Raw genomic sequence first — 15,220 nt, forward strand, 5'->3', positions numbered from 1 at the left:
TCATGACGGCGCTGCCGTTCGCCTTGTAGCGCAACAACACCATCGTTTCTTCGCGAACGCCGGGCGCGGTCATGGGCCTGGGATGCTCTCAAGGAAAGCCATGCGCAAACACACCATGGCGGCCGCCGCCGCCCTTTGTCTGCTGTCAGCCAACGGGGCCGATGCCCAGCAAGTCGGCGCTGCCAACCTCGAACGCGTGGAGGTGGCCGGCCGCAAGGCCGAAGTCTCGCGTTGGTTCCGCGCCGAGAGCCAGCACATCGTCGTCTACTCGGATGCGCGGGAAGAGGATGTTTCCCAGCTGCTGGACAACCTGGAGAAGCTCGACCACCTGTTGCGCATCTACGTCCTGCCCTTCCGGCCTGAAGTGGCGCAGCCACCCAAGCTGACGTTGTTCCACCACGCCCGGCTTTCCGACCTGCGCACCATCGACGGCGACCTGCCGGCCGACGCCGTCGGCCTCTACAGCAACTGCGCGGCCGGCGTGCAGGGCTTCGGGGTGCAACTGGAGCGCATCCCCAAGCTCGGCGACGAGCAGCTCAAGAAGTCGGCGCTGAATGACAGCCTGTCCTATGCCTTCGAGGCCTATGCGCGTCACTTTCTCTATCGCCACACCGACATCCGCAGCCCCGTCTTCTTCATCGAGGGCCTGGCCCAGTACTTCTCTGGCGTGCGGTTTTCGGAACAGCAGATGGTGGTGGGCCGGGTCCCGGGAGGGCTCGCCCGCTACCTGAATTTCCTCGGCAGTGGCCGCAGGTACAGCCTGGAATGGGAAGACGTGCTGGAGCATCGGGTGGCCAATGCCCGCAACTACGGGGGGCCAGCCGGCGTTCGCCTGGAGTTCGAGGCCAAGTCCTGGCTGCTGGTGCATTACATGCTGTCGTCGGACGACAACCGCAAGCGCCTGAGCCGCTATCTCGCCCTCGTCGGCGAAGGGCTGGCCCCGACACCTGCCTTCGAACTGGCCTTCGGCATGAAGGCGGCCGATCTGGGCCGCGTGATGTGGCGCTATGGCCTGAGCGGCATGCAGTCGCTGCAGGTGGCTCGCCCGGAACTGCCGTCGGCCCGCGTCAAGTTCCGCAGCCTGCCGCGCGCTACGGGCGAGTTCCTGCTCGTCGATGCGGCCTTGAAGTCCTGCCCGAGCCGGCCGGCCGGGGAGATGCTGCTGCGTCGGGCCACGGACCTTGCGGCGCAATTTCCCGACGCGGATGCAGCCCGGCTCACGTTGGGCCGGGCGCAGCTCGACTGGGGCGACCCGCAGGCGGCCCTGTCCCAGCTCGCCCCTTTGCTGCAGGACGAAGGCGGCAATGCCGAGGCCAGGGCCCTGGCGGGCATGGCGGAGCTGCGCCTTGCCGGCAGCGGCCAAGGGGAGGGCAGGCTCGCCCATCTGCAGGCGGCGCAGCGCGAGCTCCAGAGCGCGCAATACCTGGATTCCCGGTCACCGGAGGTGGCACTGGCCATCCTCGGCGCCGAGACGCTTGCCCCACATGTGCCGGACGATGCCGCGCTGCAGGCCGTCGTCTCGGCCTGGCAGGCCTCGCGGGATAGCGGCGCGCTCGGCCGCGCCGCGGCGCTGGCCAGCGCCTATGCCGGCCATGGCGACGAGGCCTACCGGACGCTCGGCGTGCTGGCGCAGGATGGGCGGGACGAGGGCACGGCCCGCTGGGCCACGCAGTGGCGCAGCCGCCTGGAAACCGGCGTTGCCCGCGACGACATCCTGGCGGAGATGCGCCGCGGCCTCACACCCGGCGCGGCGTTCAAGGAATGGACCCTCGACAAGGCCCAGGTGATGAACGAGGTGGAGCGCAGCTCCGGCCTTGAAGCCGCCGCGGCCTTCATCAAGGAGCAGCAGCAGCAGCAGCAGCAGAGCCCCGCGGCGTCACCGGCCGGCAACCCGGACAGGCGCTAGCCCATTTCTCATCCCAGAGGCCAGAATGCGCAGAGATCGGTCGGGCATTTCCGCGAGGAGGAAATATGGTCGGCGCGCTGGCTGTGTTGGTCATCGCCGCAGGTTATGCAGGACTGCTGTGGCTGCTGCTGCGACAGCGGCGCGCTGGCCTCGACGCACAGGCCCGGGCGAAGCGCCTTTCCGGCTTCCTGCTGACGCTGTCACGCGCCAACCGCGCGGTGCTGCGCATCGAGGACGAGGCGGTCCTCTGGCGCGAAGCCTGCCAGCTCTGCGTGCAGACCGGCCATGCGGTGCTGGCCTGCGTCTACCTGCGTGACGGCCACCTGGCGCGTCGCGGCGGCACTGCCGGGCCGGCCGCGCAGGTGCTGGAGAACGTGCCCGACCCGCTCGACCTGAGCCTGCCCGATGTCCAGGCCAGCTACACCGCACGTGCCTTGCGGGAAGGACGCCGCTTCGTCAGCAACGACTATGTCCTCGACACCCGGGCCGGCCGCTGGCGCAGCGAGGCCGTGGCCCAGGGGGTGCGAGCCATTGCCTGGCTGCCGCTGCGGCGCGCTGGCGAGGTGAGCGCCGTGCTGATGCTTTGCGCCGGCCAGCCTGGCTTCTTCGATGACGAGTTGCTGGCGCTGCTGGACGAACTCGGCGAAGACCTGTCCTTCGCCCTCGACAACATCGACGCCAGACGGGCGCAGCGAGCCGCCCAGCAGGAGATCGCGGCCGGCCGGGACCGCTTCAGCGCGCTCTTCTTCGGTGCGCCTCTGCCCATGGCCATCGTCTCCATCCAGGGCCGCCGCATCCTCGAGGTGAACGAGGCGCTGTGCCGGCTCTACGGCCTGGACCGCGCCGAACTGCTGGGCTCGACCACCGCCCTGCACGCCTATGGCCTGCTGCCCGAGGACCGGGAACGCTTCTATGCCGTGCTTGCGGCCGAGGGCCGGGTCAGCAATCTGGCGCTGCGGATCAAGGACGTGCGCGGCGAGGTGCGCGAGGCCATCGTCAATGCCGTGCGCATGCCCTATCTGGGCGAGGAATGCGTCCTGATCACCAGCCTCGAGTTGTCTTCGCGCCGGGCTGGGTAGCGAGGACTGAGCGCCCCGGGCCACTTGGATCAGGCCGGCTGCAGACGCATCTGGCCGATGGCATTGGGCCCGGCCGGGTTGGCACCGGGACTCAGCAGCGCGCGGGCTGCCGCGTCATCACACAGGTGGGCGGCGAAGAAGGCGGCTTCCCAGGCGCGCGCCTCGGCTTCTGCTGCTTCATTCATGCCGTGGGTCTGGCCCTTCATCTCGACCACCCAGGCCGGGCCGCCCATGGCGCGGGCGGCGGCCAGCACGTCGGCGGGCGGCACGTTGCGGTCCAGCTCGCCGCTGACGGCAAACCAGGGCCGCTTGATGGCGGCGAGGCCGGCGAAGTCGGTGCCAAAGTTCCAGATATCGGGAGTCGCATTCTGCGGCAGTGGCAGGGGCAGGCCCAGCACCCGCGCCGCGGCCATGCCGAAGCCGGCAAACGGCACTGTCCCGAAACCGGCCTTGATGCGATCGTCGGCCAAAGAGCGGCCAGGCTGCGCGGGGTTCAACCCGCCCATCAGCGTGAGCACGGTGAGGCCGCCGGCGCTGCTGCCGGTGGCGCCGATGCGCGCGGCATCGATGTGGTCGGCGTAATGCGGGTGGGCCAGCACATGGTCCAGCGCCGCGCGCACGGCCAGGGTCCGAAGTGCCGCCGATTCGACAAAGCCCGGCGTGCGCCCGTCGCCGTGATAGACGTCGACCACGATATAGCCCCGCGAAGCCAGGTGCCTGAGCTTCCAGAGGTGCCACAGCCCATGGGTGTTCTGCCCTCCCGAGTGGACGATCAGCGGGTAGCGCGCCTCGTCGTCGGCAAACAAGGGCGCCTCGCCAGGGCGCTGCATGTGCGGCAGACGGTAGAAGCCGGTCTCGTCCGGGAAGGTGTAGTCGGGGCGGGGGTTGTCGGTCGGCGTGGGGTAGAGCACGGTGAGCACCACCGGCAGGCTGCGGCCGGCCAGGCGCCCGGCGTAGGGCCAGTCCTTGGGCACCTTCACGTCGACGACCAGGGTGGCCTGGCGATCGCTGACCAGCTGGTCCAGGTAGAGCGAGCCCTGAGGCTGCCGACGGCCGACGAGGTAGTGCTCCATCGGCGCCGCGGTCGCCGGCTCGGCCTGCATGCAGCTGCTGCCCACCTCATGGGGGCCGAAACCAGGTGTCCAGGCCGTGCTGTCACCAGCCATGCTGGCCAGCGGCGCCAGCAGCATGCCACCCAGGAAAGGGCGGCGCCCGCAGAGTCTCGACATGGCAGTCCTCACATCACCGCGCCCAATTGCCAGGGCACGAATTCGTTGTCGCCCAGGCCATGCTGCTCGCTCAGCGTGGGTCTGCCGGAGGCCGTGTCCAGCATCAGCCGGAACAGGGCTTCGCCGGCCTCGGCCACGCTTTGCGTACCGTCGACGATGCCGCCGGCGTTGAAGTCCATGTCCAGGCTCATGCGCTCGAACAGCGGCGTATTGGTGGCCAGCTTCAGCGAGGGCGTGGGCTTGCAGCCATAGGTCGAGCCGCGGCCGGTGGTGAAGCAGATCAGCGAGGCGCCGCCCGCCACCTGGCCGGTGGCCGAGACCGGGTCGTAGCCTGGCGTGTCCATGAAGACCAGGCCCGGGCCGCGCACGGGCTCGGCATAGCCGAGTACCGCAGTCAGCGGGCTGCTGCCGCCCTTGGCCACGGCGCCCAGGGACTTCTCCAGGATGGTCGTGATCCCGCCGGCCTTGTTGCCCGGCGAGGGGTTGTTGTCCAGCTCGGCGCCGTTGCGGGCGGCGTAGTCCTCCCACCAGCGCAGTCGGTCTAGCAGGCGCTGGGCGACTTCGGGCGAGGAGGCTCGCGCGGTGAGCAGGTGCTCGGCGCCGTAGATCTCCGGCGTTTCCGACAGGATGGCCGTGCCGCCATGGCGCACGAGCAGATCGATCGCCGCGCCCAGGGCCGGGTTGGCGCTGATGCCGGAATAGCCGTCCGAGCCGCCGCATTGCAGGCCCACCACCAGGCGGGCGGCCGGTACCGTGCTGCGCCGGGCCTGGCCCGCCGTGGCGGCGAGTTCGCGCACCAGGGCCTGGCCGCGCGCGATGGCTTCACGGGTGCCGCCTTCGCCCTGGATGCTGAGACTGTGCACGCGGGCGCTGGCGTCCAGGCCGTCCAGCAGCGTGCTGACCTGATTGACCTCGCATCCCAGGCCGATGACCAGGACTGCCGCGAAGTTCGGGTGAGTGGCATAGCCACGCAGCGTGCGACGCAGCAGGGTCAGGCCCTCGCCGTTGCTCATGCCGCAGCCGCTGCCGTGCGTGATCGCAACGACGCCGTCGACGCCAGGCAGGGCGCCGGCCCCTTCGAAGGCGCGCGCGATGGCCTTGCAGACGGTGGCCGAGCAGTTCACCGACGACAGCACCCCGATGTAGTTGCGCGTGCCGACGCGGCCGTCGGCGCGCACATAGCCCTCGAAGCTGACGGCCTCGCCAGGTGCCATGGGCGCCGCGGCCGGGCTGTCGACGGTCTGCGTCGGCAGGGCCAGGCCCATCTCGACGTTGTGCACATGGACATGTTCGCCCGCCGCGATCGGGCGGCTGGCGATGCCGATGGGTTGGCCGTACTTCAGCACCACCTCGCCGGCCTCGATGGGCGCCAGCGCGATCTTGTGGCCGGCCGGGATGGCGGCCTGTGCGGTCAGTGTGCCGCCAGCTTGCGCGACGACGGCGCCCTCGGCGATGGCCACGCGCGCCACGGCGACCTTGTCGCGGGCGTGCAGCCGGATCAGCGCTTGTTGCATCTCAGTCACCTTCGTGCAGACTGCGGGCCGAGCGCTGGGCCTGCCATTGGCCAGAGGCCAATGGCCTTCCGTAGGCACAAGCAGTCCGCAGGGACTGCTTGTGTCCGACTCCAGTTCCCAAGCCGGCCCGCAGGCGATGTGCAAGCGGCTCAATGCCGCTTGCATCGCCGTCCCCTGGGGGGACCGACCGGACTCGCTCGCGTTCAGCGACGCGAGGCTGGGCGACGGGCTCAATCCACATGGAAGACGCACTCCATGCTGGCCCAGTGCTCGCCGGGCGCGCGGCTCTCCAGTGGCACCTGGCAGGGGCCGCAGAAGGTCCACCAGCGGCGGGTCTCGGGGTCGGCGGCGATGGCGGCCATGTCGGCCTCGTAGTCGCTGCCGTGGTATTCCCAGCAGCCGAACAGCAGGTTCTCGGGCTCGCGCAGGAAGATGCTGTAGTTGCGGATATTGGACAGCGCCAGCCGGGCCAGCACGGCGGGCCAGACGGCGGCGTGCAGGCGCTTGTATTCGGCGATGTGTTCCGGCGCGATGCCGATCACCATGCCCATGCGTTGCATTTGGTTCTCCTCGTTCAGTGCGCGCCGAGCGCGGCGTGCAGCAGTGGTTGGCGCAGTTCGGGCAGCAGGCACTGAGCCAGGTCCACCACCGGCTGCAGCCGCCGCTGCTTCTTCTGCGCATGGTTCTGCGCGATGTCGGCCAGCCGGTGGGCCAGGAAGGGGTTGAGCAGGCGCTCGCGCAGGCCGGGCAGGTAGTCTCGCGCCTGCTCGCCCTGGCCCAGGGCCTCGAAGACCGGCAGCACTTCCTGTTGCCAGGCCAGCTCGAGCGGTTCGCGCAATTGCGGTTCGCGCATGGCCTGCAGCACGGTCATGTCCGAGGCCAGGCCACCGCGCAGCCACAGATCGGCCAGCAGGCTGTGGCCCAGATTGAGCAGGAAGAGCTTGAGCCTCTCATACCTGGCCAGTTCGTCCGTCAGCACGATGGACGGATGCCGGCAGGGCAGTTGCAACCCCGGTTGAACCTCGATGGCCCACAGCGCATAGGGTTCGGCGACGGCGCCGGCCGGCTCGAGGGCTTCGGAGACGATGCGGTCCACCAGCGAGTTGGCCCAGACGACATGGCCGCTCAGCCAGTCGATGAAGGCCGGCGCGCAGGCCCAGTCGCTTGCCAGGCCAGTGACCAGCGCGCGCAGCGCGTCGCCGTTGCGGGTCACGAGCTCGCAGGGCAGCAGGGTCAGCTCGGCTGTGGGCCGGGCCAGCCAGCGGTCATGCAGCAGCACCAGCAGCCGGGCGGGAAAGGAGGTCGGCGCGGCGGCGGCGGCGGCCAGCAGCGCAGCACCGTCCTGCGACTCGAGGGCCCAGCCGCTGTCGCCGGTGTTGGAGACGATGAGCTGAACGGGGCCGCGCATGCGCTCGCGCAGTGCCGCCCAGTCGTGTCGGGCATGCAGGACCTCGCGGACCGAACGGCAGGTCTTGCGCAAATCCACCGGCCGACCCTCGCTCAGGCCGCGGACGACGACGTCGTAGCCGTCGGCCAGGGCCTGGGCGCGCCGCGTGCTGGCCGGGTTGTCGGTGCCCTGCACGACGGTGATGCCGCCCAGCGCGTCCTCGCCTTCGCTGACGAAGAGGTCCACATGGGCCTGCAGGAAGCGGCTGGTGCCGAATTGCAGGATGGGTTGGCCTGTGGTCGTCACATCAGCACTCGACCAAGGCCTTGATGACACCCTGGCTGGGGTCCAGCAGCATCGGGAAACCCGCCGGCACGTCGGCCAGGGCCAGGCGGTGGGTGGCCAGGGCCGCGTCAGGCACGAGGCCGTCGCGCATGGCCTGCATGACGGTGTCGAAGTCCTCGGTCGTCGCGTTGCGGCTGCCCAGCAGCGTGGCCTCGCGCTTGTGGAATTCCGGGTCGGAGAAGGACAGTTCACCCTGGACGATGGACACGAGCACATAACGCCCGCCATGGGCGATGAAGCGAAAGCCCCTCTCCATGGCCTGGCGGCTGCCGGTGGCGTCGAAAACCAGATCGAAGAACTCGCCCCCGGTCAGGCGCGCCAGTTCAGCCTCGTCTCCCTCGCCCAGGGCTACAGCGCTGTCAGTGCGGATGTGCTCGCGGGCGAAGGCCAGCCGGTCCGGGCGGCCATCGATGGCGGTCACGTTGGCGCCGCGCAGCTTCGCGAACAGCATGACCCCCAGGCCGATGGGGCCCGCGCCGACCACCAGCACGCGTTGGCCCGGCCGCACCTCGCCACGGCGCACGGCATGGGCGCCGATGGCCAGGAACTCCAGCATGGCGGCCTGGTCCAGGCTGATGCCCTCGGCCTTGCCGACGAAGCGCTGCGGCACGCTGATGAACTCGGTGAAGGCGCCGTCGCGATGCACGCCCAGCACCTCGATACGCGTGCAGCAGTTGGTCTTGCCCTGGCGGCAGGCGATGCAATCGCCGCACGACAGGTAGGGCATCACGTAGACAGGATCGCCGGCGGCAAGGCCGCTGTCCGCGTCGGCCTCCTCGACGAGGCCGGACAGCTCGTGCCCCATGACGCGGGGGTAGTCGAGGTAGGGCTGGTTGCCGGTGAAGATGTGCAGGTCGGTGCCGCAGACGCCGACCCGCTTCACTCGCAACAGCACCTCGCCGGGACGGCGGGTGGGGCGGGGGCGGTCAAGGGCGACGAGGTGGCCGGGGGATTCGCAGGTGACGGTCAACATGGGTCGATGTGATAGAGGCGGGCGGCATTTCCCCCGAAGAGCGCACTGAAGTCGTCCGGCTGGGGATGGGGGTAGAGGCGTTGGGCCAGGTCGTGGGCGAGATCCCACCAGCCGGCGTAGTCCGAAGCCAGATTGAGCACCGGCCAGTCGCTGCCCCAGAGCAGGCGGCGGGGGCCGAACAGCAGCCACAGGATCTGGACGTAGGGCTGGATCGCAGCGACGTCTCGACGGTCGCCGGCCTCGGTCAGCAGGCCGGAGACCTTGCAGTGGACGTGGGGCATGGCAGCAAGGGCCGCGATGTCGCTGCGCCAGGGCTCGATCCTGCCGCTCGCAATCAAGGGCTTGGCGCCATGGTCGATGACGATGGTCAGGCCGGGATGGCGTTTGGCAAAGCGGCGCAGACCGCGCAGTTGGCGCGGCAGGACGAGGGCGTCGAAGACGAGGCCGTGGTGCTGCATGGCCTGGGCCGCCGCATCACAGGCAGGGTCGGCGATCCAGGCGTTGTCGGACAGGTCCTGCAGCATGGGCCGCAAGCCCTTGAGCAGCGGATTGCGCGCCAGCGCCTCGATCTGCGCAGGCGCGTCCGGGGCCTTGAAGTCCACCCAGCCGACGACGCCCCGTACCCAGGGTGTCGTGGCAGCCACGGACAGCATCCAGTGGGTGTCAGCAACGCTGGGCAGGGACTGGACCAGCACGGTGGCCTCCACGCCGGCGGCCTGCAGATGCGGCGCGAGGTCAGCGGGGCCGAAGTCGCGGTGGATGGCAGCCAGGGAAGCAGGCGGCCATTGCCCCCCGCGGTCGGCCAGGCGCCAGAAATGCTGGTGGGCGTCGACCTTCATCCGCCTTCCTTCACGCCGCCGAGGGGCAACGGTGCCTCGGGGTGGATGAGGCCGCGATCCCGCAGGGCCTGCCAGACTTCGCCGGGCAGCGGCTGGCGCATCCAGCCCGCATTGGCCAGCACCTGCGCTGGCGAGCGCATGCCGGCCAGCACGCTGACGACGGCAGGGTGGGCGAGGGGGAAGTTCAGTGCGGCCGCCTCCAGGGGCACATCGAATTCGGCACAGACCGCGGCCAGTGCGCGAGCCCGGGCCGTGATGTCCGGCGGCGCGCTGCTGTAGTCGTACTTCGCCTGTCCGGCGAGCAATCCCGAGTTGAACGGACCGCCGACGATGACGCCCACGCCAGCCCTGGCGCAGCGGTCGAGGAAGGGCAGGGCACCCTGCTCCAGCAAGGTGTAGCGGCCGGCAAGCAACACGCAGTCCAGCGGCGTGGCGGCAATGGCCTCCTGGGCGATTTCCCATTCGTTGACGCCCAGCCCGATGGCGCGCACCAAGCCCTGGTCGCGCAGTTCCTGCAGGGCCCGGAACCCGCCTCCGTGCGTCAATGCATGCCAGTGGAGTTCATGCCGGGCGCCGTGGGTCAGACGGCCGATGTCGTGCACGAGCAGGATGTCGATCCGCTGCACGCCCAGGCGGCGGAGGCTGCCCTCGAAGGACTGCATCACGCCGCGGTAGCTGTAGTCGTAGACGGGCCGGAAGGGCAGGGGGTCGGCCCAGCCGTCTGCGCCCGGCAGGATGCTGTCGTCGGGCTCCATCAGCCGGCCCACCTTGGTGGACAGCACATAGTCTTCGCGACACCGGTCGGACAGGAAGGCGCCCACGCGGTTCTCGCTGCGCGTGTAGCCGTAGAAGGGTGCGGTGTCGATGAAGCGCAGGCCTTGGTCCCAGGCCGCCCGCAGCGTGGCTGCGGCGGTCGGCGCGTCCACCGCGTCGTACAGTCCGGCCAATGCCGCGGCGCCGAGGCCCAGCGTGCTCAGGCGCAGGCCCGTGCCCGGGAGGGGGCGACTGGGGAACTTGTTCATGGAGCGTCGTTCAGTACAGAACGGCCTTGGCCTCGGGCGACTTCAGATTGCCTTTGGTGACCCAGACGACGCCGGTGTCCCGAAACTTGGGCACGGGCTTCTTCTGAAGCACGTCCTGAATGGTCTTCACGCCGAGGTAACCCATCTGGTATGAGCCTTGCACGGCGATGCCGGCGAGGGCGCCGTCGTCGACGAATTTCTGCAGGTCCTGGTTGCCGTCGAAGCCGATGGCAACGATCTTGCCGGCGCGCCCGCTCTGCACCAGCGCCCGGCCCATGCCCACGGCGGTGGGCTCATTGGCGCCGAAGATGCCCTTGAGGTCGCGATGGGCGGCGAGCACGTCGGTGGTCTGGTTCAGCGCCGTCGCCATCTGCGACTGCGAATAGAAAGGCCCGACGATCTCCAGCTTGGAGTTGGCCTTCAGATAGCTCGTGAAGGCGCCGACGCGGCCGACTTCCGAGCCCGACCCGGCGACATAGGACATCACGGCCACCTTGCCCGTCATGCCCACCTTGGCGATCAGCTCTTTGGCGCAGAGTTCGCCGGCGGCGCGGTTGTCGGTGGTCAGGAAGGATTGGTAGTAGGCCTTGCCGCTGTCTGCGACCTGGGAGTCGATCAGCACGACGGGGATGCGCGCTTCCCAGGCCTTCTTGATGGCCGGCACCAGGGCATCGGGATCGGAGGGCGCCAGCACGATGCCGGCGACGCGGCGGTTGACGGCGTTCTCGACCAGGTTGACCTGGTCGGCGATGGCCGACTCGCTGGCCGGACCTGAGAAGGTCATGGTGTGGCCAGCCGCTTCCTTGATGCCGGCCTCGGCGCCCTTGTTGACGTTCTGCCAGAAGGTGGAGTTGGTGGTCTTGACAATAACGGCGATCTCGCCGGCCTGGGCGGCGGTGGCGCCGAGCAGGGCCAGGCATGCGCTGAGCAGCGCGTGGCGAATTTGGGGCATGGTTGTCTCCTCGGTGGGAACCGGTCTTCAGCGCCGGTTGCGGAGTTGGTCGATCCAGACGGTGACGAGGATGACCCCGCCGATGATGATTTGCTGGGTGAAGGACGAGACGCCGTTCATGTTCAGCCCGTTGCGCAGCACGCCGATGACGAAGGCGCCAATGAGCGTGCCGGAGATGGTGCCGACGCCGCCGAGCAGCGAGGTGCCGCCGATGACGGCCGCCGCGATGGCGTCGAGCTCGTACATGACGCCCTCGTTGGGTTGGGCCGTGACCAGGCGCGACATGAGCACGCAGCCGGCCAGGCCGGCCAGGGCACCTGACGTGACGTAGGCGAACATCGTCACGCGGTTGACATTGACGCCGGACAGGCGGGCGGCCTCGCCGTTGGAGCCCACGGCGTGGATGTGGCGACCGAGCGTCGTGCGGCGCAGCAGCATGCCGGCCACGATGGCAAGCACCACCATCAGCAGCACGGGGTAGGGGATGCCGGGGAAGGCGACGTTGGGGAAGCCCTGCTCGTCGATCTCCTCGACGCGCCACAGCGCGCCGTTGCCCAGGGCGCCGAAGGCCTCGCCGAGGCCCGAGATGGCTCGCGCGTCGGTCAACTGCAGGGCCACGCCGCGCGCCACCAGCATCATGCCCAGCGTGGCGATGAAGGGCGGCAGCTTGAGCCGGGTCACGCACAGTCCGTTGATGGCCCCGCACAGCGCCCCGATGGCGACGCCCAGCGTCATGGCCGGCGCCACCGGCATGCCGCCCTTGACAAGCATGCCTGCCACCACGCCCGACAGGGCCAGCACCGAACCGACGGACAGGTCGATGCCGCCGGTCAGGATCACGAAGGTCGCGCCGATGCCGAGGTAGACGATGGAGGTCACCTGCAGCGACACGGTCATCGCATTGCCGACGCTGAAGAAGGCGCTGCTGGTCATCGAGAACACGAGGACGAGGATGAGCAGGCCCGTCAGTGCGGCGAATTTCTGGATCAGGTCTTTCTGGCGGTCGTTCATGAGAGAGTCGCGAGGGCCGCCGATGACGGCTCGGGGGCCTCGGCCGGACCGACCGAGGCGTGATGCATGATGTGCTGCTGGCTGCAGCGGCGGGTCTCGAGCATGGCGGCGAGCCGGCCCTGGCGGAAGACGGCGATGCGGTCGGTCAGCCCCATGATCTCCGGCAGGTCGGAGCTGATCATGATGACGCCGATGCCAGCCGCGGCGAGCTGGTCCATTAACTCGTAGATGGCGTAGCGCGCACCGACATCGATGCCGCGCGTGGGCTCGTCGAAGAGGATGACCCGCGCCTGGCGGAACAGCCACTTGGCAATGACGATCTTCTGCTGGTTGCCGCCTGACAGCAACCGGGCGATCTGCCCGGGCGACGGCGTGCGGATGCCGAGTTGCTGGATGTAGGCCTCAGCGGTCTCGCGTTCGCGGGCGGCATCGATGAAGCCGATGCGACTGGCCAGCACACCGAGGTTGGCCAGCGTGATGTTGTGGGCCACGCTCATCTTCACCGCCAGGCCATGGGCCTTGCGATCTTCCGAGAGGTAGGCGATGCCGGCGGCGATGGCGTCGCGCGGCGAGCGGATGGACAAGGGCTGGCCCGCGAGCTCGATGCGGCCGGCATCGAGCGGGTCTGCGCCGAAGATGGCCCGCGCCACCTCGGTGCGGCCGGCGCCCACCAGACCAGCGAAGCCCAGGATCTCGCCGCGGCGCAGCTCGAAGTCAACCGGCCCGAAGACGCCCTCGCGCTGCAGGCCGCGCGCCCACAGCAGCACCTCGGCGGCGGGCTGGCGCGTGGCGGGCGGGAACTGCTGGTTCAGCTCGCGGCCCACCATCAGGCCGACGATCTCGCCGATGCGGGTCTGCTTCCAGTCCAGCGTGGCGATGTACTGGCCGTCGCGCAGCACCGTGACGCGGTCGACGATGTGATCCAGCTCGTCCAGGCGGTGCGAGATGTAGAGGATGCCGACGCCTTCGCGCTTGAGGTCCTGCACCACCCGCAGCATGCGCGTCGCGTCGGCCTCGCCGAGGGACGACGTGGGCTCGTCCATGATCAGCAGGCGGGCTTGCATGGATAGCGCCTTGGCGATCTCCACCATCTGCTGCTGGGCGATGGACAAGGTTGACACCTCGGCATCGGGGTCGACCTGCACGCCCAGGCGCTTCAGGCAGGCGCGCGCGCCCTCGCGCTGGCGCTCGCGGTCGACGAACCAGCCGCGCCGCGGCTCGCGGCCCAGCCAGATGTTCTCGGCCACGCTCAGGTGGGGCACCAGGTTGAGCTCCTGGTGGATCATGACGATGCCCAGGGCCTGGGCCTGCTGCAGGCCGGCGATGCGCACCGGCGCGCCGTCGATGCGGATCTCGCCCTCGTCGGGCGTGTAGACGCCGCTGAGGATCTTCATCAGCGTGGACTTGCCGGCCCCGTTCTCGCCGCAGATGGCATGCACCTCGCCGCGGCGGACCTCCAGGGCCACCCCCGACAGCGCGACGACGTTGTCGAAGCGCTTGCAGACGCCTTGCATGCGCAGCAGCGGCGTGTGCGGGTCGTCGGGAGGGGGCGTGGACATCAGGTTCGGACGCTGAAAATTGCGGTCATGCCACTTTGCCATAAATTATATTTGGTCTGACCAGTGGATACCCGGGCGGGAGATGGCTCGTGCAGCAACGGCTCCGACCCTGAGGGGCCCACCTGATCCAGATGAAACCGATGCGCAAGCATCGGCTCCTGGTCCGTCGCGGGGAGTGTCGGCGTGGACGCGCGAGCCGCGCAGGTCCGGCTTGCCATGGCGTGCGCCTGCGGGTCAGCCCTTGCGGCGGTTGTAGACGTCGAAGACCACGGCGGCCAGCAGCACCACACCCTTGATGACCTGTTGCCACTCGATGCCGATGCCGAGGATGGACATGCCGTTGTTCATGACGCCCATGACGAAGGCGCCGATGACGGCGCCCGTCACCTTGCCGACGCCGCCCGAGGCCGAGGCGCCACCGATGAAGCAGGCGGCGATGACGTCCAGCTCGAAACCCAGGCCCGCCTTGGGCGTCGCAGTGTTCAGGCGCGCCGCGAACACCAGGCCGGCCAGCGCGGCCATGACGCCCATGTTGATGAAGCACAGCAGGGTCAATCTCTCCGTCGGGATGCCCGACAGCCGCGCTGCGCGCTCGTTGCCGCCCAGGGCGTAGATGCGCCGGCCCAGCGTCGTCCGACGCGTGACGAAGACGAAGACGCCGATCAGCACCACCATCAGCAGCAGCACATTGGGCAGGCCCTTGTAGGAGGCCAGCAGCCACGCCAGGGCGCCCAGGGCCGCGCTTTGCGCGAGAAGGCGCAGCAGGAACAGGGGCAGGGGCTCGGCCGTGGCGCCCAGGGCCTTGGCCTTGCGGCGCACCATCAGCTCGCGCACGGCCAGCAGCGCGACGGCAGCCAGGCCCAGGGCCAGCGAGGTCAGGTGGCCCTCGCCGTCGCCGAGCTCGGGCAGGAAGCCGCTGGCCAGCATCTGGAAGCTGTCGGGAAAGGGGCCGATGGACTGGCCGCGCAGCAGGGCCAGGGCCAGGCCCTTGAAGACCAGCATGCCCGCCAGCGTGACGATGAAGGAGGGGATCTTGAGCCAGGCGACGAAGGCTCCCTGCACGGCGCCGATGACGGCGCCGGCCAGCAGGCAGACGGCCACGGCCGGCAGCACCGGCCATTCCATCTCGACCATCAGCACGGCGGCCAGGGCGCCGACGAAGCCGCAGACCGAACCGACGGACAGATCGATGTGACCCGCCACGATGACGAGCAGCATGCCCAGCGCCATCACGACGATGTAGCTGTTCTGCAGGAAGAGGTTGGTGAGGTTGAGTGGCTGCAGCAGCGTGCCGTCGGTCAGCACCTGGAAGAAGCCCATGATGGCGACCAGGGACAGCAGCATGCCGTAGTCGCGCAGATGCAGGGCCAGGAAGTTGCGCAAGGAAGAGGAGGCCATGGTTCG

Annotated in this window: 13 protein-coding genes; 2 read left to right on the top strand and 11 right to left on the bottom strand. The window is 69.4% G+C overall.

What is annotated here, in order from left to right; translation table 11 throughout:
* The first annotated feature begins 100 nt into the window (after nucleotides 1-100).
* Both EV671_RS23620 and EV671_RS23625 read left to right on the top strand, forming a co-directional pair.
* Complete coding sequence (locus EV671_RS23620) at nucleotides 101-1,906, top strand: tetratricopeptide repeat protein (RefSeq protein WP_132576374.1); 1,806 nt, start codon at nucleotides 101-103, stop codon at nucleotides 1,904-1,906.
* Between the two features lie 65 nt (nucleotides 1,907-1,971).
* Nucleotides 1,972-2,985: a GAF domain-containing protein gene (locus EV671_RS23625; RefSeq protein WP_132576375.1), complete on the top strand. Its 1,014-nt coding sequence runs from the start codon at nucleotides 1,972-1,974 to the stop codon at nucleotides 2,983-2,985.
* Between the two features lie 29 nt (nucleotides 2,986-3,014).
* On the opposite strand, the gene EV671_RS23630 is transcribed toward EV671_RS23625, so the two are convergent.
* The 11 genes from EV671_RS23630 to mmsB all read right to left on the bottom strand — a co-directional run bounded on the left by EV671_RS23630 (nucleotide 3,015) and on the right by mmsB (nucleotide 15,214).
* Complete coding sequence (locus EV671_RS23630; RefSeq protein WP_132576376.1) at nucleotides 3,015-4,214, bottom strand: alpha/beta hydrolase family protein; 1,200 nt, start codon at nucleotides 4,212-4,214, stop codon at nucleotides 3,015-3,017.
* An 8-nt stretch (nucleotides 4,215-4,222) separates the two neighbouring features.
* Nucleotides 4,223-5,728, bottom strand: a complete 1,506-nt coding sequence (locus EV671_RS23635; protein WP_132576377.1) for a UxaA family hydrolase — start codon at nucleotides 5,726-5,728, stop codon at nucleotides 4,223-4,225.
* A 230-nt stretch (nucleotides 5,729-5,958) separates the two neighbouring features.
* The gene (locus EV671_RS23640) at nucleotides 5,959-6,288 is read right to left on the bottom strand and encodes an L-rhamnose mutarotase (RefSeq protein WP_132576378.1); all 330 of its coding nucleotides are present in this window, start codon (nucleotides 6,286-6,288) and stop codon (nucleotides 5,959-5,961) included.
* A 14-nt stretch (nucleotides 6,289-6,302) separates the two neighbouring features.
* The gene (locus EV671_RS23645) at nucleotides 6,303-7,421 is read right to left on the bottom strand and encodes a mannitol dehydrogenase family protein (RefSeq protein ID WP_132576379.1); all 1,119 of its coding nucleotides are present in this window, start codon (nucleotides 7,419-7,421) and stop codon (nucleotides 6,303-6,305) included.
* 1 nt (nucleotide 7,422) lies between these two features.
* Nucleotides 7,423-8,433 carry a zinc-binding alcohol dehydrogenase family protein gene (locus EV671_RS23650; RefSeq protein ID WP_132576380.1) on the bottom strand — a complete coding sequence of 337 codons (1,011 nt, stop codon included), beginning with the start codon at nucleotides 8,431-8,433 and terminating at the stop codon, nucleotides 7,423-7,425.
* Nucleotides 8,427-9,272, bottom strand: coding sequence for an amidohydrolase family protein (locus EV671_RS23655; protein WP_132576381.1), 846 nt, complete (start codon nucleotides 9,270-9,272; stop codon nucleotides 8,427-8,429). The genes EV671_RS23650 and EV671_RS23655 overlap by 7 nt, the downstream gene beginning before the upstream one ends.
* Entirely contained in the window at nucleotides 9,269-10,294 is a 1,026-nt protein-coding gene (locus EV671_RS23660; protein ID WP_132576382.1) for an aldo/keto reductase, read from the bottom strand. Before EV671_RS23660 ends, EV671_RS23655 begins: the two co-directional genes overlap by 4 nt.
* A 10-nt stretch (nucleotides 10,295-10,304) precedes the next feature.
* Nucleotides 10,305-11,246 carry an ABC transporter substrate-binding protein gene (locus tag EV671_RS23665; protein WP_132576383.1) on the bottom strand — a complete coding sequence of 314 codons (942 nt, stop codon included), beginning with the start codon at nucleotides 11,244-11,246 and terminating at the stop codon, nucleotides 10,305-10,307.
* A 27-nt stretch (nucleotides 11,247-11,273) separates the two neighbouring features.
* Nucleotides 11,274-12,257, bottom strand: coding sequence for an ABC transporter permease (locus tag EV671_RS23670; protein WP_132576384.1), 984 nt, complete (start codon nucleotides 12,255-12,257; stop codon nucleotides 11,274-11,276).
* Nucleotides 12,254-13,816 (bottom strand): sugar ABC transporter ATP-binding protein, encoded by a 1,563-nt coding sequence (locus tag EV671_RS23675; protein WP_132576385.1) that lies wholly within the window; start codon nucleotides 13,814-13,816, stop codon nucleotides 12,254-12,256. The genes EV671_RS23670 and EV671_RS23675 overlap by 4 nt, the downstream gene beginning before the upstream one ends.
* 234 nt (nucleotides 13,817-14,050) lie before the next feature.
* Nucleotides 14,051-15,214 (bottom strand): multiple monosaccharide ABC transporter permease, encoded by a 1,164-nt coding sequence (gene mmsB / locus EV671_RS23680; RefSeq protein ID WP_132576386.1) that lies wholly within the window; start codon nucleotides 15,212-15,214, stop codon nucleotides 14,051-14,053.
* Nucleotides 15,215-15,220: the final 6 nt, after the last annotated feature.

Origin of the sequence: Roseateles saccharophilus (assembly GCF_004342485.1) — a bacterium.
Taxonomy (GTDB): Bacteria; Pseudomonadota; Gammaproteobacteria; order Burkholderiales; family Burkholderiaceae_C; genus Pelomonas; species Pelomonas saccharophila.